Source organism: Campylobacter sp. RM12654, assembly GCF_020137585.1.
GTDB lineage: Bacteria > Campylobacterota > Campylobacteria > Campylobacterales > Campylobacteraceae > Campylobacter_E.
Map to the genome: position 1 here is coordinate 71,918 of NZ_JACGAR010000001.1, position 26,082 is coordinate 97,999.

The 26,082-nt window shown below is 27.5% G+C and carries 28 protein-coding genes and 1 tRNA gene; 4 read left to right on the top strand and 25 right to left on the bottom strand.

All coding sequences use genetic code 11. The features are described 5' to 3' along the window. Window positions 1-17 precede the first annotated feature (17 nt). From AVBRAN12654_RS00315 to rpsO, 11 genes are read right to left on the bottom strand one after another with little or no spacing between them, the layout of a single operon-like run. Window positions 18-2,882: a DEAD/DEAH box helicase gene (locus AVBRAN12654_RS00315; protein ID WP_214115847.1), complete on the bottom strand. Its 2,865-nt coding sequence runs from the start codon at window positions 2,880-2,882 to the stop codon at window positions 18-20. Continuing rightward, the gene (locus tag AVBRAN12654_RS00320; RefSeq protein ID WP_336613732.1) at window positions 2,863-3,996 is read right to left on the bottom strand and encodes a Mur ligase family protein; all 1,134 of its coding nucleotides are present in this window, start codon (window positions 3,994-3,996) and stop codon (window positions 2,863-2,865) included. The genes AVBRAN12654_RS00315 and AVBRAN12654_RS00320 overlap by 20 nt, the downstream gene beginning before the upstream one ends. Beyond that, window positions 3,980-5,527, bottom strand: coding sequence for a GGDEF domain-containing protein (locus tag AVBRAN12654_RS00325; protein ID WP_336613733.1), 1,548 nt, complete (start codon window positions 5,525-5,527; stop codon window positions 3,980-3,982). Before AVBRAN12654_RS00325 ends, AVBRAN12654_RS00320 begins: the two co-directional genes overlap by 17 nt. A 53-nt stretch (window positions 5,528-5,580) precedes the next feature. Next, window positions 5,581-6,057 carry a hypothetical protein gene (locus AVBRAN12654_RS00330; RefSeq protein ID WP_214115850.1) on the bottom strand — a complete coding sequence of 159 codons (477 nt, stop codon included), beginning with the start codon at window positions 6,055-6,057 and terminating at the stop codon, window positions 5,581-5,583. Further along, on the bottom strand, window positions 6,054-8,474 hold the full coding sequence (leuS, locus tag AVBRAN12654_RS00335) for a leucine--tRNA ligase (protein ID WP_214115851.1): 2,421 nt from the start codon (window positions 8,472-8,474) through the stop codon (window positions 6,054-6,056). Before leuS ends, AVBRAN12654_RS00330 begins: the two co-directional genes overlap by 4 nt. A gap of 10 nt (window positions 8,475-8,484) precedes the next feature. After that, entirely contained in the window at window positions 8,485-8,829 is a 345-nt protein-coding gene (locus AVBRAN12654_RS00340) for a DUF6394 family protein (RefSeq protein WP_214115852.1), read from the bottom strand. Continuing rightward, entirely contained in the window at window positions 8,829-9,803 is a 975-nt protein-coding gene (gene secF / locus AVBRAN12654_RS00345; protein ID WP_214115853.1) for a protein translocase subunit SecF, read from the bottom strand. The genes AVBRAN12654_RS00340 and secF overlap by 1 nt, the downstream gene beginning before the upstream one ends. Next, window positions 9,803-11,389 (bottom strand): protein translocase subunit SecD, encoded by a 1,587-nt coding sequence (gene secD, locus AVBRAN12654_RS00350; protein ID WP_214115854.1) that lies wholly within the window; start codon window positions 11,387-11,389, stop codon window positions 9,803-9,805. Before secD ends, secF begins: the two co-directional genes overlap by 1 nt. Beyond that, window positions 11,389-11,679 (bottom strand): preprotein translocase subunit YajC, encoded by a 291-nt coding sequence (yajC, locus tag AVBRAN12654_RS00355; RefSeq protein WP_214115855.1) that lies wholly within the window; start codon window positions 11,677-11,679, stop codon window positions 11,389-11,391. The genes secD and yajC overlap by 1 nt, the downstream gene beginning before the upstream one ends. A gap of 49 nt (window positions 11,680-11,728) precedes the next feature. Then, window positions 11,729-12,142: an rRNA maturation RNase YbeY gene (ybeY, locus tag AVBRAN12654_RS00360; RefSeq protein WP_336613734.1), complete on the bottom strand. Its 414-nt coding sequence runs from the start codon at window positions 12,140-12,142 to the stop codon at window positions 11,729-11,731. 29 nt (window positions 12,143-12,171) lie between these two features. Beyond that, window positions 12,172-12,444 carry a 30S ribosomal protein S15 gene (rpsO, locus tag AVBRAN12654_RS00365; RefSeq protein ID WP_214115856.1) on the bottom strand — a complete coding sequence of 91 codons (273 nt, stop codon included), beginning with the start codon at window positions 12,442-12,444 and terminating at the stop codon, window positions 12,172-12,174. A 160-nt stretch (window positions 12,445-12,604) separates the two neighbouring features. On the opposite strand from rpsO, the gene pnuC reads away from it, so the two are divergent. Then, entirely contained in the window at window positions 12,605-13,213 is a 609-nt protein-coding gene (pnuC, locus tag AVBRAN12654_RS00370) for a nicotinamide riboside transporter PnuC (protein ID WP_336613735.1), read from the top strand. Next, window positions 13,210-13,839, top strand: coding sequence for a thiamine diphosphokinase (locus AVBRAN12654_RS00375; RefSeq protein WP_336613736.1), 630 nt, complete (start codon window positions 13,210-13,212; stop codon window positions 13,837-13,839). The genes pnuC and AVBRAN12654_RS00375 overlap by 4 nt, the downstream gene beginning before the upstream one ends. Before the next feature lies 1 nt (window position 13,840). On the opposite strand, the gene AVBRAN12654_RS00380 is transcribed toward AVBRAN12654_RS00375, so the two are convergent. The 14 genes from AVBRAN12654_RS00380 to AVBRAN12654_RS00445 all read right to left on the bottom strand — a co-directional run bounded on the left by AVBRAN12654_RS00380 (window position 13,841) and on the right by AVBRAN12654_RS00445 (window position 23,870). Continuing rightward, window positions 13,841-14,524 (bottom strand): hypothetical protein, encoded by a 684-nt coding sequence (locus AVBRAN12654_RS00380; RefSeq protein ID WP_336612212.1) that lies wholly within the window; start codon window positions 14,522-14,524, stop codon window positions 13,841-13,843. Further along, window positions 14,524-16,035 carry a 2-isopropylmalate synthase gene (locus AVBRAN12654_RS00385; RefSeq protein ID WP_214120014.1) on the bottom strand — a complete coding sequence of 504 codons (1,512 nt, stop codon included), beginning with the start codon at window positions 16,033-16,035 and terminating at the stop codon, window positions 14,524-14,526. Before AVBRAN12654_RS00385 ends, AVBRAN12654_RS00380 begins: the two co-directional genes overlap by 1 nt. Window positions 16,036-16,091: 56 nt before the next feature. Then, complete coding sequence (locus tag AVBRAN12654_RS00390; protein ID WP_239803716.1) at window positions 16,092-16,829, bottom strand: NYN domain-containing protein; 738 nt, start codon at window positions 16,827-16,829, stop codon at window positions 16,092-16,094. A gap of 5 nt (window positions 16,830-16,834) precedes the next feature. Continuing rightward, window positions 16,835-17,563, bottom strand: coding sequence for a CDP-diacylglycerol--serine O-phosphatidyltransferase (gene pssA, locus AVBRAN12654_RS00395; RefSeq protein WP_214120015.1), 729 nt, complete (start codon window positions 17,561-17,563; stop codon window positions 16,835-16,837). Window position 17,564: 1 nt separating this feature from the next. After that, window positions 17,565-18,152 (bottom strand): hypothetical protein, encoded by a 588-nt coding sequence (locus AVBRAN12654_RS00400; protein ID WP_336613737.1) that lies wholly within the window; start codon window positions 18,150-18,152, stop codon window positions 17,565-17,567. Continuing rightward, window positions 18,149-20,002 (bottom strand): ATP-dependent zinc metalloprotease FtsH, encoded by a 1,854-nt coding sequence (gene ftsH, locus AVBRAN12654_RS00405; protein WP_214115875.1) that lies wholly within the window; start codon window positions 20,000-20,002, stop codon window positions 18,149-18,151. The genes AVBRAN12654_RS00400 and ftsH overlap by 4 nt, the downstream gene beginning before the upstream one ends. Further along, window positions 19,995-20,822, bottom strand: a complete 828-nt coding sequence (locus AVBRAN12654_RS00410) for a 50S ribosomal protein L11 methyltransferase (RefSeq protein ID WP_336613738.1) — start codon at window positions 20,820-20,822, stop codon at window positions 19,995-19,997. The genes ftsH and AVBRAN12654_RS00410 overlap by 8 nt, the downstream gene beginning before the upstream one ends. Window positions 20,823-20,824: 2 nt before the next feature. Next, a complete protein-coding gene (locus AVBRAN12654_RS00415; protein WP_214115879.1) occupies window positions 20,825-21,190 on the bottom strand; it encodes a chemotaxis response regulator CheY in 366 nt (121 codons plus the stop codon). Window positions 21,191-21,220: 30 nt separating this feature from the next. Then, window positions 21,221-21,305: transfer RNA gene (locus AVBRAN12654_RS00420), tRNA-Leu, on the bottom strand. A gap of 26 nt (window positions 21,306-21,331) precedes the next feature. After that, window positions 21,332-21,646, bottom strand: coding sequence for a F0F1 ATP synthase subunit C (locus AVBRAN12654_RS00425; protein WP_214115881.1), 315 nt, complete (start codon window positions 21,644-21,646; stop codon window positions 21,332-21,334). 98 nt (window positions 21,647-21,744) lie between these two features. Continuing rightward, a complete protein-coding gene (locus tag AVBRAN12654_RS00430; RefSeq protein ID WP_336609428.1) occupies window positions 21,745-22,299 on the bottom strand; it encodes an RsmD family RNA methyltransferase in 555 nt (184 codons plus the stop codon). Then, the gene (locus AVBRAN12654_RS00435; protein WP_214115885.1) at window positions 22,289-22,615 is read right to left on the bottom strand and encodes an ornithine carbamoyltransferase; all 327 of its coding nucleotides are present in this window, start codon (window positions 22,613-22,615) and stop codon (window positions 22,289-22,291) included. Before AVBRAN12654_RS00435 ends, AVBRAN12654_RS00430 begins: the two co-directional genes overlap by 11 nt. After that, the gene (locus AVBRAN12654_RS00440; protein ID WP_214115887.1) at window positions 22,612-23,247 is read right to left on the bottom strand and encodes an HdrB C-terminal domain-containing protein; all 636 of its coding nucleotides are present in this window, start codon (window positions 23,245-23,247) and stop codon (window positions 22,612-22,614) included. Before AVBRAN12654_RS00440 ends, AVBRAN12654_RS00435 begins: the two co-directional genes overlap by 4 nt. Then, on the bottom strand, window positions 23,244-23,870 hold the full coding sequence (locus AVBRAN12654_RS00445; protein ID WP_214115889.1) for a DUF5644 domain-containing protein: 627 nt from the start codon (window positions 23,868-23,870) through the stop codon (window positions 23,244-23,246). The genes AVBRAN12654_RS00440 and AVBRAN12654_RS00445 overlap by 4 nt, the downstream gene beginning before the upstream one ends. Window positions 23,871-23,934: 64 nt before the next feature. On the opposite strand from AVBRAN12654_RS00445, the gene truD reads away from it, so the two are divergent. Together truD and galE are read left to right on the top strand one after the other, a co-directional pair. Next, on the top strand, window positions 23,935-25,020 hold the full coding sequence (gene truD, locus AVBRAN12654_RS00450) for a tRNA pseudouridine(13) synthase TruD (RefSeq protein WP_214120020.1): 1,086 nt from the start codon (window positions 23,935-23,937) through the stop codon (window positions 25,018-25,020). Continuing rightward, window positions 25,017-26,003 (top strand): UDP-glucose 4-epimerase GalE, encoded by a 987-nt coding sequence (gene galE / locus AVBRAN12654_RS00455; protein ID WP_214115893.1) that lies wholly within the window; start codon window positions 25,017-25,019, stop codon window positions 26,001-26,003. Before truD ends, galE begins: the two co-directional genes overlap by 4 nt. Window positions 26,004-26,082: the final 79 nt, after the last annotated feature.

Sequence of the window (26,082 nt, forward strand, 5' to 3'; positions counted from 1 at the left end):
AATTAATATTTAAATTCTTATAAAGAATTTAAATATTTTAATAAAGTATCTATTATATCATCATCGCTTTTACTTGATGCTTTTAAAATAATTCTTTCACCATTATCTTTTAAAAGTTTTATATTTTGCTCATAATTACTAACTTCGCAAAATCCGTGCTTAATACATAAAATTTTAATTGCCATAAGTGAAAAATAATTTCTTGTATAGCTATCACATTTGCCAAATCTATCATTAAAAGAATCTTGCATAGTAGATAAACTAGCTAAATTATCGCACTCATTTATTTTTCTATAAAGACTTAATCTTAGCTTATCGTTAGGCACTAAATAATCACTTATATAAGCATTTACTAATAATTTTTGCTCGTATTTAATCTCTTTTGTGATATTTCCTTTACTTAGTCGATTAATTTCAGCTTCTAGCATTTTAATATAAAGCGCATAGCCAAGTTGTTCTATATGTCCGCTTTGTTCAGCACCTAATAAATTACCACCGCCCCTTATTTCTAAATCCATTTGAGCTAGAGTGCTACCACTGCCTAAATACGAATTACTAGCTAAGCTTAATAATCTTTTCTTAGAATCTTCACTAACACTTTCTTCGTTATCAACTAGAAAATAACAAAATCCTTGTATTTTGCTACGACCTACTCTACCACGAAGTTGGTGCAAATCAGCTATGCCGAAATGATTTGATTTTTCTACTATTATGGTGTTTGCATTTGCTAAGTCAATTCCACTTTCAACAATGCTCGTGCATAATAATAAATCATATTTTTTCTCTTCGTATTCAAATAATTTTTCTTCAGCTTCATTTGCTGGTATTTTTGAATGTAAAACTAAAATTCTAAGCTTTGGATAAAGCTCTTCTAAATAGCGTTTTTTATGTTCAATTGAAGCTATGTGATTATGTATGTAAAATACTTGCCCACCACGCCTAAGCTCTCTTGCTATGATTTCTTTAATTAAAGCGTCATCATAAGTTTTTACAAAAGTTCTTACATCTAATCTATCATTAGGCGGAGTTAGAATTTGAGAATAAGTCTTAAGTGTGCTTAAAGCTTGATTAAGCGTTCTTGGGATTGGAGTAGCACTCATACTTAATTGATGAGCTTTTATACTTATATCTTTTAATTTTTCTTTTTGCTTTACGCCAAATTTATGCTCTTCATCAATTACAATTAGCCCAACATCATCAATTGCTAAACTAAGTAAAGCGTGAGTTCCTATAATAACCTTTGGCTCTTTTGTATTCATAATAGCCTTTTTAGTATTAGAAAATCTATCAAGTCTAAAAACTTGAATTCCAAAAGGCTCTAAACGATTTTTAAGTGTTTTATAATGTTGAGAGCATAAAAGTGTAGTCGGGACAAAAAATAAGGCATTTAAACCATTTTTAACACAGGCAAAAATTGCGTGCATTGCGACTTCGGTTTTACCAAAACCAACATCAGCACTAAGTAATCTATCCATAGGAGTGCATTTGCTTATCTCTTCAAAAATATCATTAACTGCTTTTTCTTGATCACTTGTTAAAACAAATCCTGCTTTAGCCTTAAATATCTCATAATCAAGTGGTTTTTTAATAGCCTTTGTTACAATTAACTGCCTTTTTGCTGCTAGTTCAGTAATAGCACCTGCAATTGCTAATAATTTAGTTTTAAGTTTTTCTTTGAGTTTTACAAAAGTATTTTTGCCTAATTTATCAAGTTCAGGAATTGAACTTGAAATATATTTATCAAGCAAATAAAGTGAGCTAGTTGGAAGTAGCAATTTATTTTCATTTTGATATTCAATCACAATAAATTCTTGCTTTTTTCCTTCATTTTCTATTAATTCTAATCCTAAAAATCTACCTACGCCGTATCGCTCATGAACTACATAATCATTTTTTATAAGCTCATCTAAAACTATGCTTGATTTATATTTTTTCTCTTTTTTATAATATTTATTAAGACTTAATATTAATTCATCATCGCTTTGAATATTTAAAACTGCATTTGAGATAATTTTTTCTACATTTTCACCTAATTTATAATCTAAGAATTTATTCTCGTTACTAGCTAGTAATTTTATCTTTTTATTTGAGTTTAATTTGAAAAAATCATTGCTAGGATTAAACACCATATCGCTATATTTTTTAGCTTTAGAAATTATATTTCCTAATTCAAATTCTTTCGTGCAAACATAAGAAAACTCTAAATAATTACTAAGTTTTAAATGCCAATAAAATACGCTTTCGTATTCATTTAAATCATCATTATTTAAAATACTTTCTTTGATTTCTTCGTATTTTTCTTCGCTTACATATGAAATTAACGGCAAAATATCGCAATATTCACACTCTTCTTTATAGCTAAGTCCAGAACTTGCATCAAAATATTTAATACTTTCTACTTCATCATCAAATAAAACTATTCTAATTGGATTTTCATATTTCAATGAAAAAATATCAATTTTTTCATGACCTATACTAAATTCTCCTGGACTTTGAACCATATCAACTAAATTATAATTTAACCTTAAAAGCTCTTTTGCTAAAGAATTTAAATTAATCCTATCGCCAAATTCAATCTTTAAACATTTTAAATCATCTTTACTTGGAAGTGGTTTTTTAATAGTATTAATAGGTATTATTAAAATCTTTTTATCTTGATAATCATAATAATCACTTAAAACTTTTGAAATATCAAATAATTCCATAGAAAACGAGCGTAAATCGTCATTAATCTCTGCTCTAAAATCAGGTAAAATAAAACTATTTATCCCTAAATATAAAGCTACATTTGATAAAGATTTTGCTTCGTTTAAGTCTTCACATATAATAATTTTTGCATAATTTTTATTATTTATTAAATACTCATAAAGATTTGCTTGCATAAAATCTCAAAAACCTTTCTACTAGCATAAAAGAGCCAAAAACTGCATAATTTTTATCTGCATCAAAATCACTAAAATCACTGCATTTAATATCTAATTCTTTGCAAATCTCTTTAACATTTGCTAAGGCTCTATGTTCGCTGTCATAGTTAAAAACCAAAACTTCATTAATACTTGGCTTTAAAATATTTAAAATATCTTTTACATCTTTATTAGCAAAAAAATTAGCAATTAAACTAACTTTAGTTGGGAATTGTTTTTTAATTTCTTGATTTAAATTCTTTGCAGCTGCAGCGTTATGCCCTACATCTATTATTAAATTACTTGCTAGTTTTTCACATCTTGCTCTTAAATCTAATTTAATTGCTTTACCTATATAAAAATGTTTTTCTAACTCAAAATATGCAAGTTGAGCTAAGCTAAAATTATGTTTTAAAAACTCATTTTCATCAAGGCATAATTTTGAATAATCAGCACTCAAAAAACTAGCCTTAACTCCTTTTTGAATGGCCGCTTTTAATATCATCTCATTTTTATTAGCAAAAATATTAACACCACACATTGCTTTAATTTTAGTTCTAAAAATATCATCTAAATTAGAACCTAAAATATCAGCATGGTCAATACTAATCGGAGTAAATACACATAAATCTCTTTTAAAAATACTTGTAGCATCGTATTCTCCACCAAGTCCAGCTTCAAAAATAACATAATCACACTCACTAAAAACAATAGGTGATAAAAAGCATAAATATTCAAAATAACTAAGATTTTCTTTTAAATTAAGCTTTTTTAATTTATCTTGCAAAATATTATGAGCTATATCTAAATCAATATCTTGCATAACTTGATTTTGAAATATACTAAATCTTTCTTTGTAAGAGAATATATGTGGACTTATAAAATGCCCTACTTTATACCCGCTATCACTAAGCATTAAAGCAAGGTATCTTCCCGTACTACCTTTACCATTAGTGCCTAAAATTTGCACTACTTTTGTATCAAAATCATAATTTAGCAAATGCTTAAATCTATGAGCCTTAAAAAGGTCAAATTTCTCGTAAAATTCCGCTAAATTATCTAAATAATTTGAAAGTTTATTTTCTACTTGCACTTTTTATATTATTTCTACCTGCATTTTTTGCTGCGTATAATAATTTATCAACAGCTTCAATAAATTGCTCTTGGGTCTCATAGCTTCTTCTATCACTAACCCCACCGCTTACTTTTATACTAATAGTCTTACCTTTACATAAAAACTTTTGCTCTGATACTAAAACTCTAATTTTTTCAGCAAATTTTACTGCATCATCAATTGATGAATGTGGAAGAATTACCATAAATTCTTCCCCACCATATCTCCCCGCACAATCTAATTTTCTAATGTTATTTAAAATAATATTTCCTAAATTAGCAAGTATAGTATCTCCTGCTGCGTGTCCATAGGTATCATTTATAAACTTAAAATGGTCAATATCAAAAAATGCTATTGAATAATTGATATTATATCTTTCATAAGATTCTTCGGCTAATTTTAATTGTTCTTCTAATTGACGCTTATTTGCAAGTTGAGTTAGAAAATCTACTTGAGTTTCTTCTCTTAGTTTGTTAATTTCTTGCTCTAGTCCTTGAACTTTAATTTTAAGATCACCTAAAGTATCGGCATCTAATTTTGTTTTTTCTTTTAAATCTATTATTTCTTTTTCAAACATAGCAACTATAGCTATCAATCTTGCTTTAATAGTCTGCATAGCTTCATCTTCAGCTTTAATACTTTCAATTTCTTTTTTAATTTCTTGAACTTTTTGTTGAGAATTTGTAGCCATGCTAAGAATACTTACAATCTTATCGCTAATTTGCTCTAAAACATCATTTAAAACTTTATTTGAACTTGAAATTTCTGCCCTATCAATATCTATTCTTTTTTTGACTAGATTTCTAAATTGTTCTGTAATTTGCTTTACGCCTAATATTTGCGGCTCTGCATTTATACTTTCACAAAACTGATTGATTTCATCATTTACATAATTAGCAATTGATGGAGTTAAAGAATAAGCCACAGATGGAGCTAAATTTTCACATACTGCATTAGCATTATTTCTTTCAATTTTTAAAGATAATTCATCTAAAATTTCTAAAAAATCATCTCTTGAGTTTAATCCTAAATGTTGAATTTTATTATTAAGTTCTAATAAATCATCATCTACCCTAATCCAATCTTTTTTTAATTCTTCTAATGTTTTTAGACTTGAATTATTTAATTTATTTAAAGCTTCTTCGCTAAGAGTTTTAGTTGATTTATTTGGTAAATTTGATAATATTTTTAATAATTTTTTACAAATTATATTATAGTTTATTATGAGCTTTTTATCACTATTATCTTCTTTTATACCATTAGCTTTAGAGATTAAAAATACTACTAATTCTTCTAAGCTTTTTACATTTCTTCCTTTTACATCTTGAGCTAATGTGGGATTTAATTTAGAAATATACCCTTGAATTTTATCAATATTTTGAGTTGTTCTTCCATACTTTTTAGCAATCTCATCAAAAACTTCTGAATAATTTTCAGGAGTTAATAATAAGTTCCTTTTGGTAAGTTCTACAATTGTTTCTTTAGCAATCACATTAATATTAATAGACATTTTTTCTCTTTAAAATTTTTTCTTAATACTAACAAAACAAAATTAATTATTAACTACATAATAATTCTTAAAGCAAATTCGTTAAACGCCTTTTGGCTAGCTAAATTAATAGCTCTACTTTTTTGCTCATCACTTAAAACACTAATTGTATTTGTATTGAAAATATGCTCACCTGAAGTTATGATTTTTTTAGTTGTTTCATCTTGAAAAGTTACATTAAATTCTAATCTAATAATAGCTTTATAACTCTTAGCGTATCCAAATTCATCATAATATAAAGGTATAAATTCACTACTAAGAATTCTTAAAATAATCTTACTATCTGCAGTTTTACTAACACTTTTATGCATATAATGTTCTACATAATTCGTAAAATTATCATTTAAAGTAATACTATCTTTAGGTTCAGCCTTATTTATAATAGTAATTACATTGACACTTTCGCCTAACATTTTGCTAGTGGCTACATTCAAAGGTGCATAGCCACAAGCACAAAAAAATAATGTAAAACTTAAAAGTATTTTTTTCATTTAATTACAATATTTACCAATTTATTAGGAATATAAATTTCTTTTACGATAATCTTATCTTCTAGCCATTTAGCTGCTTTATCTTTTGCTATTTTGATAATTTCATCTTGATTAGCATTTGCATCAACTTCAATCTCTGCTCTATTTTTACCATTAATACTAATTCCAAGTTTTATTGTATCGCTTACAAATACTTCTTCTTTTAATTCATAAGTTTTAATATTTGTTCTATTAAATAATTTCTCACTTAACTCACTTGCTAAATGTGGGATAATTGGGTCAAGTATGCTTAAAATTATTGCAAAACCTTCACTTAAAACTTCATCACTACTTGCGTTATTTAAAGCATTTAAGCCTTCCATACAAGCAGCTATTAATGTATTAAATGCGTAAGTTTTATTAAATACATCATCAGCCTTTTTTAAAGCTTCATATACTTTAAGTCTTGCTAATTTATCATCTTTACTAAGATTTGCGTGATTTATATTACTAAAATCAACTACATTAATCCCTAAAGCCTTATCATAAAGTCTATTTAAAAATCTATAAGCACCTTCAACCGCACTATCATTCCATTCTAATTCTTTTTGAGGTGGTGCAGCAAAAAGTATGAAAAGTCTTGCAGTATCAGCTCCGTAATTTTTAATAATATCATCAGGATCAACCGTATTGCCCTTGCTTTTACTCATCTTAGCACCATCTTTTAAAACCATACCTTGAGTAAGTAAGCGTTCAAACGGCTCATCTACATTTAAATATCCTAAATCCCTTAAAGCTTTTTGGAAAAATCTAGCATATAATAAGTGTAAAATCGCGTGTTCAATACCGCCAATATATTGATCTACATTCATCCAATATTTTGCTTCATCATCAATTGCTTTTGTATTCCAATTGCTAGGATTACTTGCAAATCTTGCAAAATACCAAGAACTTTGGAAAAATGTATCCATTGTATCGCTCTCTCTAATTGCGTCTTTTCCACATTTAGGGCATTTACATTGTTTAAATGTAGGGTGTTTTTCAAGTGGATTTCCTTCTCCATCAATTACTACATCTTCAGGTAAAGCTACAGGCAAGTTATTCTCAACTACACTTCCACAAGTATCGCATTTAACAATCGGAATAGGAGCTCCCCAATATCTTTGACGAGATATACCCCAATCTCTTAATTTATAATTGATTATACTTTTACCGATTTTTCTATTTTCAAATTCTTTAGCAATTGCAATTCTAGCACTAGCACTATCTAAGCCACTAAATTCTGCACTATCAAATAAAATTCCATATTCAGTAAAAGGTTCATTATCTTTTTTATTTTCGCCATTTATTACATATTTTATATTTAAATTATATTTTTTAGCAAACTCAAAATCTCTTTCATCGTGAGCTGGAACTGCCATAACAGCACCACTACCATAATCAGCTAAAACGAAATTTGCTACCCATACAGGTAATTTTTCTTTAGTTATTGGATGAATTGCATAAATACCTAAAAATACGCCTTCTTTTTCACTTTGAGCTCTATTTTTAGCACTCATATTTTGCATAGCTTTAATTTTGTCTTTATCATTTTCACTTATTAAATTAGTTTCTAAAACTTTTTTAGTAATTTCATGTTCAGGTGCTAAAGCAAAATAAGAAAGCCCAAAAATCGTATCAGCACGGGTTGTAAATACGCTGAATTTTAATCCATCTAAATCTTTATTAGAACTTGATACATCTAATTCAAATTCCAATCCATCGCTTTTGCCTATCCAATTTTCTTGCATTGTTAAAACTTGATTTGGCCATTTATCTTCTAAATATTTTAAATCTTTTAATAATTCTTCAGCATATTTTGTAATTCTTACATAATAGCCATTCATAGATTTTTGCTCTACTTCATGACCACATCTCCAGCATTTGCCATCTTCAACTTGTTCGTTTGCTAAAACGGTTTTATCATTATCACACCAATTTACATTAGCTTTTTTTGTATAAATTAGACCTGCTTCATACATTTTTGCAAAAATTTCTTGCTCAAATTTAGTATAAATCTCATCACTTGTAGCAAGCAATCTTGTCTTAGAAAACGAAAAACCTAAAGAATAAAGCTCTTTTTTCATATAATCAATATTTTCATAAGTCCATTTTTTAGGATGAAGCCCATATTTTATAGCAGCATTTTCAGCAGGCATACCAAAACTATCAAACCCTAGTGGGTGTAAAACATTATAGCCCATAGTTCTAAAGCGTCTTGCTAAAGCATCACCTATTGCATAGTTTCTTACATGTCCCATATGGATTTTACCACTTGGGTATGGAAACATTGATAATATATATTTTTTTTCTTTACTAAAATCATTACTAGGTTCGTAATAATTCTCTTTATCCCAAATTTCTTGCCATTTTTTCTCAACTTCTTTTGCGTTATACATAAATTAGTCCTTAAAATTCATCTTTATTTTTAATAGCTTCAATCAATACTAAAATAAGTGTAAATATATTTGATATTACAGCACCTATTGTCATACTATATACCAAATCACTCATACTAGTTCCATAAATTTGAGTTAAAACAAAAGCTATTATTAAATGCACATCAGTTACAAGTGAACTTGCAAAAATCTCTGTGCTTAAAATATTTCTAACACCAATTTTTAAAAGTGTTGAAACCAAATTAATGCTAGCTGCTATAAATAATGCCACAGGGCTTTGATAATATAAAAAGCCAGCCGTTGTAGTTAAGCTCATCAATGTAAAGAATATATGAATTACTCTTCCAAAATCCATTATAATTGTCCTTTTTCATACATTGCTCTTAGGCGTTCTTTTTCTTCTTTTTTCTTGATTTTATCAAGCTCTTTAGTTCTATAATTACTAACGCTAAAATTAAACCACATTAAAAGTGGGCTTGCTACAAAAATTGAACTTAAAGTTCCTGCAATAACCCCAACTATTAAAGCAAGAGAAAAGCCGTGTATCATATCTCCACCATAAAAAAACAAAATTAAAACCGTAAAGAGTGTTGTTCCTGATGTAAGAGTTGTTCTTGATAAGGTTGCTGATACGCTTTCGTTAATAATGCTACCTAAATTAGTGCTTTTACTCTCTTTTATGCTTTCACGAATTCTATCAAAAATAATAATTGTATCATTTAGTGAATAGCCTAAAACGGTTAAAATAGCTGCTAAAGTATCAAGATTAACATCAATTTGAAAAAGAGAAATCGCTCCAATAACTATTACAATATCGTGAATTTCACTAATAATTGCAGCCATAGCAAAACGCCATTCAAACCTAATAGCTATATACACTAAAATAAGTGCAAAAGATACTAAAATAGCCATTAAACCTTTTTGTCTTAATTCTCCACCAACTTTTGGTCCAACAATATCAACTCTTCTTAGCTCAATATCGCCTGTTGAAGATAACATTTTTACAATAGTATCTCCTACATCTTTACCTAAACTATCACTTGAACTTGAAAATCTAATTACTACTTCATCACTACTTCCAAATTCCGTAACGCTAGCACCTTTTAAAGCTTCATTTTGATTTAAGATATTACGAATATCATCTAAAGGAGCATTTTTATTAGTGTATTTTATCTGAACTAAAGTCCCACCACTAAAATCAATTCCATAATTTAGACCTTGTGTAAATAATAAAATAATAGAGCCAATAACTAAAACAAAAGATAAGCCAATAGATGCAAATCTAAGCCTCATAAAATCATATATTTTTTTACTAGAAAATACTTGCATCACACTCTCCTATAACCAAACCAAAGTCTTGTATTGCCACTTTTTTCAATTCTATTAGCAAATAAATCAAATAAAGCATGAGTTCCTATAATTGCTGTTATCATAGATGCAATTATTCCTATACTCATAGTAACAGCAAATCCTTTAATAGCACCAGTTCCATAAGCATATAATGCAGCACTTGTAATTAAAGTAGTTAGATTACTATCTAAAATCGCACTCATTGCGTTATGATAACCATTATTTATAGCATCTCTTAAATTAACGCCATCTCTTATAAGCTCTCTAATACGCTCATTAATAATAACATTCGCATCTACAGCCATACCGACAGTTAGAACAATCCCAGCCATACCAGGAAGAGTAAGCGTTGCTCCAAAAAGTGCCATTACTGCTACTAATAAGAATATATTAGAAATTAGAGCAATATTTGCAAACAAACCACTAATTCCGTAATAAACTCCCATAAAAACAACAATCATCAAAAATACACCTAAAAGTGCAACTAAACTTTGCTCAATACTATCAGCACCCAAACTTGGTCCTACGCTTCTTTTTTCAAGTAATTTAACAGGTGCTAATAAAGCCCCACTTCTTAGTGCGATAGCTAAATCGTGTGCTTCTTCAACACTGAAATTCCCACTAATTTGTCCGCTACCACCACCTATTCTTTCATTAATTCTAGGAGCTGAATATACCTTACCATCTAAAACTATTGCTAATTGATGACCTACTTTTTTACCTGTGAAATCTCCAAATATTTTTGCACCTTCTGAATTAAGTGTAAAATTAATAACAGGTTGAGCAGTTTTATCAGAAAATCCTACTCTAGCATCAATTAACATAGAGCCATCTAAAATAGGTAATTCTTTTAAAACATATTTAATATTTTTATCTTTTACATCAGGTAAAATAATATCTCCATAACTTGCTGCTTCTTCAGGACTTAACATATTGCCTTGATCAGCCTTAGCTCTATCTACTTCCATTAGTTGTAAATGTGCGGCTTTAGCTATTAAATCTTTAGCTCTTTGCTCATCTTCAGCAGTTTTTACGCCTGGAATTTCAACCAAGATTTTATCTTCACCTTGTTTAGCAACAGTTGGCTCTGAAAGTCCAAATAAATCAAGTCTATTTCTAATAGTTTCTACAGCTTGATCTATTGCAAATTTAGCAGTTTGAACTTCTTCTTCAGGTGTTAAAGTAATCTCATAAAAAGAATTATTAACACTAACTTTTAAGCCTTTTAGTTCTTTAATTATTTTATCTACTTTAGCAGTATCATCTTTATCTAGTAGTTCAAAATGTATTACACCATCATTACTTTTAAATCCATCAGTTAAAATATTTTCTTTATTAAAAGAATAATTAATACTTGAAGCGATTGATTTTACTTTAGACTTTATAGCTTCATTGGTTTCTACACCTAAAAGCATATGAAGTCCGCCTTGTAAATCAAGCCCTAAATTAATCTTAGGACCATTTATAGAAAAAAAGCTTGGCACACTTAAAAATATGCCAAAAAGTGTAACAAAAACTAAAACATAAAAACGATATGTGATACTTTTTGTTTTTTGATTACGCATTATTTTGTTGCTTCCGAATTATTTGTGTTTTCTACTTTTCTAGCTACAAAATTTTTATCTAATTTAGCAACAACATCATCATTTAATCTAATTTTTAAATAATCATCTTCAGCCTTTACAACTTCAACAATTAAACCACCATTAGTAACTATTTTATCACCTTTAGTAAGTGAATTTAGCATTTCTTTATGTGCTTTTGCTTGTTTTTGTTGTGGGCGAATAATTAAAAAATAAAAAATCGCAAATAATACGATTAATGGTAAAAATTGAACTAAAGCATTTTGTTCCATAGAATATCCTTTTAAAAAATAAAATAGTTATCATTCTACATAAAAAGATTTAATCTAAAGTTCTTACTATAAGGCTTGTTGGTAAATTAAATTCTTTTATTAGCTCAATCTCTTTTGCTCTCATTTCGCCATTATCTATTTCGTGGTCATACCCTAATAAATGTAACATTCCATGAATAAATAATAAAGATATTTCATCTTCTAAACTATGCCCTAATTCACAAGCTTTAGTTTTTGCTAGTTCGGTATTAATAACTAATGAGCCTAAAAAATTAGTATCTAAAAAAGAATTATCGTGTGGAAAACTTAAAACATCAGTAGTTTTATCAATATTTCTTGCATTTTTATTGATTTCTTGCATTTCATCATTATTGGTTAAAACAAGCTCAATATCTTTAGAGCTTAGATAATTTGCTAGTTTTTCAAGGTAGGTAATTTCTTCTAAATTATCGTATAAAATCATAGTATTTTGCCCCAAAAAGGGGCTAAGAATTATTTATCTCTAATGTTTAATTCGTTAATTAATTTAACATAAACATCGTATTTTGTAGCTTTTAAATATTTTAAAAGTCTTTTTCTTTGACCAACTAATTTAAGTAGTCCTAGTCTTGATGAAAAATCTTTTTTAAATACTTTTAAGTGTTCTGTTAATATTGCAATTCTTTCTGTAAGTAAAGCAATTTGAACTTCAGACGAACCTGTGTCGCCACCAAATCTTGCATATTTGCTGATAATTTCAGCTTTTCTTGCCGAATCCAAAGCCATTTTGACCTCCAAATTGGTGTAAATTAAAAGCTGTGATTATAAAACAAATTGATTAATAAGATTATTAATTTTTATAATTATAATAAGATTTTTTTGGGGTGCTTTTAGCTGAGATTAAACCCATTGAACTTGGACAGGTAATGCTGATTAAGGAGATATTATGAGATTATTTTTAACTTCGCTTATTTTTAGTTTAGCTTTTGCTTATTTTACTAATTCAAATGTTTTAAACTTTTTTGCCCTTTTTACTGGAATTTTATATGTATTATTAATGGGAGTAAAAAATAAATTATGCTTTATTGTAGGTGTATTTAATGCTTTAATTTATGCTTATATTGCTTATATAAATAGACTTTTTGGAGAAGTATTTTTGTATTTATTATGCTATTTTCCTATGATGATTTATGGCTATTTTTATTGGAATAAAAATACTTTAATTAAGACTTTAAGCTTGAAAAATTTTATATTAATTTATATAGCAATTTTTATTATTGCTTATTTTTATTCTTTTTATTTACAGAATTTAGAGTCAAGATTTATTTATCTTGAAAGCTTTATATTCTCAAGTGGGCTTATCGCAACTATTTTAAGTCTAAAAAAAATAATAAATCATTATATTTATATAAGTATTTCAAACATTGCTTCTATTTATATTTGGGCTATTCTTTACATTGAAGATAGTTCTAATTTAGCTGTATTAATGCTTATGATTTTATTTTTTATCTTAGGTATTATTTACTTATTTTCTTGGAAAAAGGATTTAAAATGACTTGCGTGATTATGGCTAATGGGGAGTTTTGCACCAATAAAATAACCTTAAATTATCTAAAAAATGCTGATTTTTTAATAGCCTGTGATGGTGCTGCTAATTTGCTTTTGGCTAATAATTATGAGCCTAATGTAATTATTGGGGATTTAGATAGTTTTAAAAATCTAAAAACAAAAGCAAAAATAATTAAAGTAAAAAATCAAAACACAAATGACTTAACAAAAGCCTATAAATACGCTTTATCAATGGATTTTAGTGATATTTTTATCCTTGGTGCTGGGGGCAAAAGAGATGACCATTTTATAGCAAATATAGCTTTATTATTTCAATATTTTAAATTAAAAAATCGCTTTAATAAGACAATAAATCTAAAACTAATTACAAATTACGGGGAATTTTTTATAAAAAATACTGATTTTACTGCTAATTCTTATAAAGGTCAGCAAATATCATTATTTTGCCTTGATAAAAGAGCTAAATTTAGCTCACAAAACCTTAAATATGAGCTAAATAATTTTAATTTTAAATATCTAAATAGTGGGACTTTAAACGAAGCATTAGGCAATACTTTTAGTATAAAAAATCATAATAATAAAGAACTTTTAGTATATTTGAATTTTACTTAATTTATAAATTAGAATTTGATTTAAACTCTTTAATAATTAAATCTAATTTTTTTTCATATTTTTTATAATCTTTCACAACATCTTCATATATATTTAATTTATCATAATATTTTCTTCTTGATAAAAATAATGATTTTTTACTATTTTCTAATTCATCTAAAATATTTTTATCATCAATTTTTTTAACCCAATTAAAAGCATTAGAAATTTTCGTAGGCATTAAAAATTCATCTTTTTTTAAGTATTTTCTAAAAGAATTTAAATCATATAAAAATAAAGCTATTTCGTCTTTATTGTTTTTATCCAATACATAATTTACAAATTCCTTAGTTTTTTTAAGATAAGTATTAAGAAATTTTCTTTCATCTTCTCTTAAACTACTGGTTAGAGTTTGAGCGTATTTTTCACTTCTACTAGCTATTAATAAAAGTAACATATGTTTTTTATCAATTAGGCTAAATTGTGATATTTGTATTCTATCTACAAATAAATCTAAATCAGAAAAAATTATTCCTTTATAAAGGTTATAAAATTTAATAGAAATAATATTTTTTACAATATTACTAAGATTTAGAGTGTCTTTTGCACTAGCTATGAAATTTGCTTGTTCTAATTCTATAAGTGCTAAGGAATTATCCTTAGCAAACTTATTAAATTCCGTTACAAATTCTATAACTTTTTTCATCATTTGTTCATTGAAATATAGCTATTTAATGCACCTAAATATGCCTTAGCACTAGCTTTCATAGTATCAAGGTCAAGCCCGTGACCAATGATTGCACGCTGACCTTCAAAGCTAACTTTTACACTAACTTGAGCTAAAGCATCTTTACCTTTACTAACCGCATCAACCTTATAATCAAGTAAGCTACCATTTACTTTGCTAGCTCTATCAATTACTTTAAATACCGCATCAATTACACCATCTCCAATAGCTGCTTCGCTAAATATTTCTCCATCGCACTCCATAGTAACAGCAGCAGTCGCAAGTGCTGATGAACAATCGCTTACTTGAAGGTTTATTAGCTTAAATTTCTCTTCTATTTTAATCTTATCAGCAGCCACTATTGCTATTAAATCCTCATCAAATACTTCTTTTTTCTTATCACAAAGGTCTTTAAACTCTGCAAATGCACGATTTAACTCATCAGTATCTAATGTAAAGCCAAGAGATTTTAATTTATCATTAAACGCTGCTCTTCCACTATGTTTTCCTAAGACTAAATTATCTTGAACTAAGCCTATATCACTAGCTTTCATAATCTCATAAGTTTCAGGGTGTTTTAACACGCCATCTTGATGAATTCCGCTTTCGTGAGAAAAGGCATTTTTACCTACTATTGCTTTATTTGGTTGTGGATTTACACCGATTATATTTGACAATAATCTACTTGATGGGTAAATTTCTTTATGATTAATTGTGGTATAAAACTCGCCTAATTCATCAGCCCTAACCTTTAAAGCCATCACAACTTCTTCTAAAGCAGCGTTTCCTGCACGCTCACCTAAGCCATTTAGAGTAACTTCAATTTGTCTAGCACCACCTTTAATAGCAGCAAGTGTGTTTGCAGTAGCTAAACCTAAATCATTGTGATTGTGTGCTGATACTATAAGTCTTCCTTTTGTATAATCGCTAATTTCTTTAAATACCTTATAAATCTCATCAGGTAATCTATATCCAACCGTATCAGGGATATTAAATGTCCTTGCACCTGCTTCATAAACTGCATCAGCCATTTCTTTTAAAAAATTTACATCACTTCTTAAAGCGTCTTCACAAGAAAACTCAACATCATCACATAAACTCTTAGCTAATTTTACATTCTTAACTGCAGTTGCTAAAACTTCTGCTGGAGTTTTTTTAAGCTTGTATTCCATATGAATTGGACTTGTCGCAATGAATGTATGAATGCGTTTTTTAGCTGCTGGCTCAAGTGCTTTACCTGCTTGAATAATGTCGTTTTCTACACATCTTGCAAGAGAACAAACGCTTGAGTTTTTAATAATTTGTGCAATTTTATTAATCGCTTCGTAATCTCCTGGACTAGATGCTGCAAACCCTACTTCCATAACATCAACACCCAAACGCTCAAGCGCTAAAGCAATTTGGATTTTTTCTTCTGTATTCATTGAAGCACCTGGACTTTGCTCACCATCTCTTAAAGTTGTATCAAATATTATAATTCTTTCACTCATTTTTTTTCTTTCCTTTAATTTAATGTATTGTTAGTATATGTATTATTAATAAATTTTTAGTCTATATCGCCCTTGTTTGGGCGAAGGAGTGTAGAATTTTTCACAAGATAATAAGTACATCTATCATCAGATACTTTTTCTTGATATTCCTTATGTTTTAAAATAAAATTCTCAATTAATTGTCTAAAACTACTAAAACCATAATTTTTAGCGTGAAAATCAGAATATTTTTTCTGCATATATGTATTTATTACTGCATATTCTGCTCTAGTTTTTTCATCAATTAAATTATCAATTATTTGCTCTAATTCTTTTAATTGCTCTTTTGGAATTGCTTTTAATCTGTCTTTATCATTACTTTTAACTTTTTCATTATCCAAATAAAAAAACTCATTAAATGAATTTACATATGATTTTAAAGATTTATTAGTCCCTATTCCGATTACTAATTTTTTGTTTTCTCTTAATTTTTGAGCCAAACTCGTATAATCACTATCACCTGAAACTATAACAAAAACATCTATTTGTTTTTCATAAAATATGCTTAAAGCTTCGGTTGTAAGATACATATCAGATGAGTTTTTACCCGATGAAGTAGAAAATTGCTGCATTGCAATAATGCCATAATCAAATATTTTTTCACGCCAATTTTGAATATTTTCTTTACTCCAATCAGCATATATTCTTTTAATAATAACATTTCCATAATTAGAAGCGTAGTCAAATATTTCTCTAGCATATTTTGCAGGTATATTTTCTGCATCTATAAATACTGCTACGCTACTATTATCCAACATATTTATCCTACTTTTTTAATCTTTTTTATATATAAATTATAAATAGCTCTTGATAAACCATAAATAACATAAGCACTCATTATTAAGGTAAAAATTTCTAAAGGGCGTAAATATATAAGAGAACAAATAAAAATTAAAATCACTAAAGCTTTTAAAATATTTGCTTTTTGAAATTCTATTTTTTTAAAACTTGGATACCTTACATTGCTCACCATCAAAAATGACAATAAAAACGTAAGAAATATAATAAAAATTTCTATAAATGAATTATTATCAAAATGGTGTTTATAAAACACAACCCAAATACCTAAAACAACTGCAGCCGTTGGAATTGGAAGACCTATAAAAACTCTTGGGTCATATGTGCCTGTTGTAACATTAAATCTAGCTAAGCGAATTGCACCAAATATTATAAAAACAGCCATAGCAAGAGAACCAAGTCTTCCATACTCTTGACCTAAATTAAAATAAAATAATATAGCAGGTGCAACTCCAAAAGCAATAATATCAGCTAAACTATCAAATTCTACTCCAAATTTTGAAGCTGTATTTGTAAGTCTTGCCACACGACCATCAAGACCATCACAAATCAAACTTACTATAATTAAAATCATAGCTTTATCATAATCGCCTTTAATAGACGCTAAAATACTTAAAACGCCTAAAAATATAGATGCTGCTGTAAATAAATTAGGTAAAATATAAGCTAATTTATGAGAATTTTTTTCCATTTTATTCTCCAATCTTTGCAATATCTGCATTAGCTAAGATTTTATCGTGCATTCCAACTAATAAAGTGCAATTATATGGTAATTTTATATCAACTAATCCTGTTGAAAAAAATCCAATTCTTTGACCTTTAAAAGCTTTTTTTATGTCATAAAAAGAATTTACACAATACCTAGCAGGTTTTAAAATTAATGAAATATCTTTATTGAATACTATTTCAGTAGCATTAGAATAAAAATTATCATTATATTTTAAACCATTAAATTGCTTTTTATAAATATCTTCAGACTTTATCACACTTCTAACTTCTGAAGAATTTAAAAATAAGCTAAAATAATTTTTTTCTAAAGTTAATACTATATTTTTATTATCTTCATCAACATATATTTCAACTACCTTTGCATCAATTGGACTTACTATAGTATTATTATCATAATCAGTTATTTCTCTCTCAACCCTTTTATAAAATAAATGTAGTAATACTAAAATTAAAAATAACAAACAAGAAAAAGAAAATATTAAAGTAAATAATATAAATATTATCCAAGCAATTAATATTATCTTTTTTCCACAATTTGCTATTAAATTCATTTTTCTATCTCACTTAATCTAGTTTCAAAATTATTTTCTATTTCATAATTTTTAATTATTTCTCTTACTTCACTACCTTCTATTACTTCTTTTTCATAAAGTTTTTCAACCATTGTTTCAATTGCTCCACTATATTGTTCTAAAGTAGCAACAACAGATTTAAATCTCTCATCAAGTAAGTTTTTAACATATTCATCTAATTTATGAGCCATATCATCTGAATAATCCTTGATAGTTTGACCACCACCTAAGAATTGATTTCTTTGTTTTTCTAAAACCATAAGCCCAGCAATATCACTCATACCATACATAGAAACCATTGCTTTTATAATATCGGTTGCTCTTTCTAAATCATTACTAGCACCTGTTGAAATCTCTTTAATAAATACATGCTCAGCTGCACGACCACCTAAAAGAACATCAACTTCTGCAATCAACTCGTGTCTTTGCATTAAGAATTTATTTTCTTCAGGAGTATTTAAAGTATAACCAAGCGCTGCTAAACCTCTAGGAATAACAGAAACTTTTGTAACTTTTTTAGCACCTTTAGTTGTCTCTGCTATTAAAGCATGTCCACACTCATGATATGTTACAATTTTTTTCTCTTTATCGCTTATTCTTCTTGATTTTTTCTCAAGTCCTGCAATAGCTCTTTCAACTGCTTCAGTTAAATCGCCTTGCTCTACTTCTTTTTTATTATTTCTTCCTGCAAGTAACGCAGCTTCATTTATTATATTTGCTAAATCAGCCCCAGCAAGTCCTGCCGTAAGTCTTGCAATATCTTCAACTTTAACTTCTTTAGCAATTTTTACATCTTTCATATGAACGCTTAAAATATCGCATCTTCCTTTAAAATCTGGCTTATCAACCAAAACTTGTCTATCAAAACGACCCGGTCTAAGTAATGCTGCATCTAGCACTTCAGGTCTATTTGTAGCCGCTAATACAATTACAGGGCTTTCTGAACCAAACCCATCCATTTCAGCTAAAAGCTGATTTAAAGTTTGCTCTCTTTCGTCGTGCCCGCCCATATGTGAACCTGCTGCACGAGATTTACCAATAGCATCAATTTCATCTATAAAAATAATTGCCGGAGCTTCTTTTTTAGCGTTTTCAAATAAATCTCTAACACGACTAGCACCAACACCTACAAACATTTCTATAAAACTTGAACCCGAAACACTAAAAAATGGAACATCAGCTTCACCTGCAACTGCTTTTGCTAAAAGAGTTTTACCTGTGCCTGGAGGTCCAACCAATAATAAACCTTTTGGAATTTTAGCACCTAATTTAATATATCTTTCTGGGTATTTTAGAAAATCTACTATTTCTTTTACTTCTTCTTTTGCTTCTTCAACACCTGCTACATCATCAAATTTTACTTTTGGTTTTTCAGAGTTTACTAATTTTTTTGAGTTTCCAATTCCTAAAATTCCGCCACCCATTTTCTTTTGCATTCTATTTGTAATAAATCCCCAAATAGCAAAAAATATAAAAATTGGAATTATCCAAGTAAATAATAAATTAGATAAAAAGTTATTTTCAGAATAAGATGTGTAATTTACATTTTTACTATCAAGTAAAGTAGTAAGATTTGAATCTCTTACTAAGTTTGCAGTATAACTAGAGTTAAGCCCGCTACCTTTTATTTGAGTTTGTCCTATTTGAACTTTTGTTATTTCACCTGTCTCTATTTTTTTCTTAAAGTCAGAATAACTTATTTTATTTCCATTATCAGCTATTCCACCTTCTTCAAAAAATAAAGAAAACCCACCAAATACCAATAGTGAAAAAATTAAAAATATAACTATTGGATTTTTATTAGAATTCTTATTTTCATTATTATTCATTTTTCACCTTATAAACTAAAGTTAGCCAATCTCCTTTTATTTTCTCATCAACTAAAGTTAGTGAAGAAAATTGACTTTTAATCCTTTCAGAATAAGTATTTAAAATACCAGAAAGAATTAAAACTCCGTTCTCATTAAGATTTTTTATCAAATCATTTTTAATAATTAATATCACATCGGCAATTATATTTGCTACTACTAAATCATATTTCTTTTTGGCTTTATCGCAAGAACCTTGCCAAATATTATTAATTTTAAGATTATTTAACTCAAAATTATTTTTAGTACTCATAATTGCTAATTCATCAGTATCACAAGAATCAACACTAATACCATAATTAGCCATAACTAAAGACAAAATTCCACTACCACATCCTACATCAAGACCTGTTTTGCAACCTTTATAATATTTTTGCAAAAATTCTACACAAGAATTTGTGCTTTCATGATGACCTGAGCCAAAAGCTAAAGCTGGATCTATTTTTAGATTTACATAGCCTGCTTTAGGCTCTTGCCAAGTAGTATGTATATATATATTATCTATTAAAATTGGCTTTATATTTTTCTTATATTCATTAATCCAATCCTTATTCTCTTTTTCACAAAGTTCATAAGTAAGATTAATATTTAAATTAGCATCATTAAGTTTTTGTTTTAACTCGCCTAACGCAAAAACTAAATCATCAAGATTATTATCACTTCTTACAATTAATTCATCATTTTTTTCTTCAATTGCATCAACATCAAACGCAAATACAAAATCACTAATAAACTCCAAATTATTTGTTTTAATAACTAATTCTTGATAAGTATTACGCATAATTATCCTAAAACATCTTCTAATTTTTCTTTTAATACTTGTGGAGTAAAAGGTTTTACTATATAGTTATTAACACCAGCTTTTAATGCTGTAATAACTTCTGCTTTACCACCTTCAGTAGTTACCATGATGATTGGCATATCTGCATATTTAGCTTCAGCTCTTACTTTTTTAACAAGTTCAAGACCATTCATTTCAGGCATATTCCAATCTGTTATTAAAACATCAATATCGCTATTTGCACATAACAATCCCCAAGCTTCCACGCCATGTTCAGCTTCTAAAACATCCTCATGACCTAATCTTTGTAAAGTATTTTTAATAATTCTTCTCATTGTAGAGCTATCATCTACTACTAATAATTTCACTTCAAAATCCTTTTGTAATATTATTTTTCATGGTGCGTTTAGCGAGACTTGAACTCGCACACCTGTTGGCACTACCCCCTCAAGATAGCGTGTCTACCAATTCCACCATAAACGCAAAAAGGCTACAAAAGTAGCCTAAAATTATCCTAAAAATGGGTTAGCGTATAATAATACTAATCCAATAACTAGAGCATAAATTACTTGTGCTTCAATTAACGCAATAGCAATAAACATAGTTGTTGATAATTTACCACCTAAACTAGGGTTTCTAGCAGTTCCTGCAATAGTCGCAGCAGCAGCATGACCCATACCAATAGCACCACCAAGTGCAGCAACACCTAAGCCAATACCAGCAGCTAAAACAGAACAAGCTTTTAATAACTCGCTACCGATTTCAGTTTCTGCAGCAAAAGCAACACTAGAAAAAGCAAGTAAAACTAATAAAAACTTTTTCATAAAATCTCCTAATAAAAATATATATAATTTTCCTTTCGGCTTGCGTATCCCTACTAAAAAAATTATGCTCTATATTCTATTAAGCTAAAGTAAATAAATTAAGACCTAGTAAAAAAACTAAGAGTTGTGTTGCCGAATTTTTTTACCTTAAATAAGGTATATTTTAAAGATGCAAATTCAACCTTACTAGAATGCTCTATAATGATAATATCACAATCTAAATTCTCATACAAATTCTTGATTTTCAAATATACATCACTAAAACCATCTCTAATATCAAATGGCGGGTCTAAATAAAGAATAGTTTTTTCATTTTGTAATTTGGCAATAATATTAGGCAAAGCTTTAAAAGTATCGTCATTTAAAACTTCTATATTTAAATCTTTTGTATTTTTTAAAGCACTTTTATACGCTAATTTATCAATTTCAATAGCAAATGCCTTTTTAGCATAATTACTAATAGCTTCAATCGCCATACTAGCACTACCGCCAAATGCTTCTATAAAAACATATTCCCTTAATTCATCTCTTAAAACATTAAAAACACAAGACTTAACTATACTTTTTGTAGCTCTTGTAGTATCTTTTGATGGATTTTCTAAAATTTTACCTTTTAAAAAACCGCTCTGAACTCTTAAAACATTATTTTTCATACATTAATTGAAGTAAATCATATTTAAATTTATTAAGTAATTTATCAAGTTTTTCTTCAAAACTTAAAACCTTATTATCATCTTGATTTATTGTGCTTGAAAACTCATATAAAGCATCAATTAATTGCTCTTTACTAAAAGGCAATTTTAAATGTGCATTATTAAAACCTATTATAAATTGTGGTTTTTTTGCGTGCATTAATTTTTCATCAGTGATTAAAAAATCGCAATCTTTTTTATTTGCTAAATAATCTTGTAAAAATAATATTAAAGTCTTTTCTAATAAAATATCTTTGCACGCAATGGCTATTTTCATACCAAACTAACCTTTAATTTATGTTCTTTAAGACTAGCTGGGATATTACCATTAGCTAAAGCTATGAACTCAGCCATATGTAAAATATAAAAATCACTAAAATCTCTATTAGATACTTTTTGTAATTCGCCACTTAAAGTATCAAACATTTTAAAGCTTAAACTATCGCCAACTACTAAAAAATCAGCACCGCTATCATAAGCATCTAAAACTATCTTAGCTGCTTTTTTATATGCTACTTGTTTATCAAAATCTAAAAATCTAAAACCATTTTCAAATTCTTGAGTTTCGTAATTTATTAATTTTGCCTTAGTCTTTTTTAAAAAATGTAAAAATAAATCAATGGTAAAACCACGATAAACAGCTACATTAAAACCATTAAAATCGTTTTTAATTTCTATATTTTGTAAATCTTGAATAACACATGAAGCGTTTTTATAATTTTTCTTTGCATAATCTAAAATACTAGTATCGCAGATTAAATTCATCTCTCCTAAACAAGAATCAAATTCTTTTTTATATTCATCTGCTTTATATTCACTCATAAAACTAGGTGTTTTTACATAGGTTTTTCTATAATCACCTTTTAATAAATTAGAAAAATTAAAATCATCATTTATTAAAGTTATCATCTAATCTCCTTTTGATGTTTTAAAGAATTTTTAATTTCTTCATATTTTTCATAATCACTATATAAAAATGGTTTTAAACTTACACTATACTCAATTCCTTTTTCCTTATCAAAAACAATATCTAAAATATCTTTTCTTTTATTAGGATATTTTTCTAATAATTTATTTGCAAACACAAACGCACTATCACCTAAAAATTCATCATTATATTCACGAATATCACTTGCATAATATAAAAATTTATAAGTTAAATAATCTTTATAATCATCTGCATTACAAATATTTTTAAAATAATCAAAAACTTTTATAAAATCACTATCATCACACATTAAATCAAGCTTTGCTCTTTTTAAATCAATTGCACTTACACAAAAATCATTTCCAAATTTTTTAATAAGTTCATTTATGTTTGTATTAAGTGATAAAACTTTATTTTCAATCCTTACAAATTCATTACAATCTGGCATATTAAAATATCTATCTTGTTGTTTTACTAACCCTAAAACATCGTAAAGTGTAGAACTATCGTTAATGTCTTTTAAATTAATCTCATATGGCTTATAGTAAAACTCATAATCTCTACTAGCATCAAATCTAAATACTCTTAAAATAAAACTTCTCATAACAAAATTCCTTTTTTACTAATTTATATCAAAAAAATGTTATAAATTATTAAAAGGATTTAATATGTATTTAAGAGCAAACACTCATTCAAAAATCAATGTTTATTTTTCAAAAAATTCTAGCGATTTCGTAGTGCGTGAAATACCATTATACGAATTTAGTGGCTCTGGAGAGCATTTGATTTTACATATACAAAAGAAAGATTTAAGCACAAATGAACTTTTAAAAGATTTAAGTGCAGCAACAGGAATTAAAGCAAAAGATTTTGGTTACGCAGGTCTTAAAGACAAGCAAGGACTTACATTTCAATACATTTCAATGCCTAAAAAATACGAGAAAGAATTAGCTAAATTTTCTCATGAAAAATGTAAAATTATTGATACTTTTTTACACAATAATAAATTAAAAATCGGACATTTAAAAGGTAATTCATTTTTTATAAGATTAAAAAAAGTTAATAAAATTGATGCTTTAAAGATTGAACAAATTTTTACAAATATTAAAGAAAATGGCTTTCCTAATTATTATGGCTATCAGCGTTTTGGCAAAGATAATGATAATGCAAAAACAGGCTTAGAAATATTAAAAAACGAATTAAAATTTAAAAATAATAAATTAAATAACTTTTTAATTTCTGCATTTCAAAGCGAATTATTCAATACATATTTATCAAAAAGAATAGAAATTTCAAGATTTAGCAATGATTTTTCTAAACAAGAACTATTAGCACTTTATAAAGATAAAACTTTAGTTGAAAATCTAAAAAAACAAAAGCAATTTTTTAAATTATTTGATAATGAAATATATGAGCATTATCCTTACGGCAAGGTATTTAATGAGAATTTAGAAGATGGTTTAAAAAGATTTTTAGCAAGAGATATTAGCCCTTCTGGATTGATACTAGGAAATAAACCTAAATTAAATGAAGGTTTTTTAGGTGAAATTGAAAATAGCATATATAAAGATTATTTTGATTTATTAAAAACTCAAAATGGTTCAAGAAGATATTTATGGACTTACACAAATGATGAAAAAATTAACTATAATGAAGAATTAGCACAACTTAGCCTTGAATTTAGCCTACAAAAAGGCTCATACGCAACAGTCGTGCTTGATGAAATAATACATTTAGAAAGGAACGAAGAATGATTTTAATTACAGGTGCAGCAGGTTATATTGGCTCAATTACAAGTTATCATTTTTTAAAGAATAATTATAAAGTTATAGGTATTGATAATATTAGCACTGGAAATGCAAGGGCTTTAGAAGTGTTAAATAAATTTGATAATTTTAAATTCTACGAAGGAAATTTTGGAAATTTAGAACTATTAGAACAAATAGTAACCAATAATAAAATAGATTGTGTAGTGCATTTTGCAGCTAATACTAGCGTATTTGAAAGCACACAAAATCCATTAAAATATCATGATAATAATGTATCAAATATGATTAATTTATTAAAAATTTGTGAAAAATACGATATTAATAATTTTATTTTCTCAAGTTCTGCTGCAACTTATGGAGAACCAAAAACTAATGAATTAATCACAGAAGATACTCCAAAAAATCCTATAAATCCTTATGGTTTAACAAAACTAATAGGCGAATATATATTAAATGATTTATCAAATGCAAAGAAAGAATTTAATTTCATAGCATTAAGATACTTTAATGTTGCAGGAGCAAGCCTAATTGCACCTTTAGGTCAATTTAGTAAATCTAGCTTACTTATAAAAATAGCTGCTGAATGTGCTGCTAATAAAAGAGATAAAATGTATTTATATGGTAATGATTATAATACCCCTGATGGAACTTGCGTAAGGGATTATATACACGTTGATGACTTGGCTATCGCACATATTGAAGCATTAAAATATTTAAAAAACCAAAAAACAAGTCAAGCCTTTAATGTTGGGTACTCAAAAGGAACTAGCGTAAAAGAAGTAATTGATATTATGAAAAAAATCAGTGGTAATGATTTTAAAGTAGAAATGGCAGATAGACGCACAGGAGATCCTAGCTCACTTGTAGCATCTAATAAAAAAATAACTTCTTTAACAGACTGGAAATATAGTAACGACAACCTTGAATTAATTTGCAAAAGCGCTTATGAATGGGAGTTAAAAATATAAACTCAATTCCTATTTTAAATTCAATACATTTTAAGAATTTAAAATAGGAGATAATACTTTAAAATAAAAGGCAAATTGG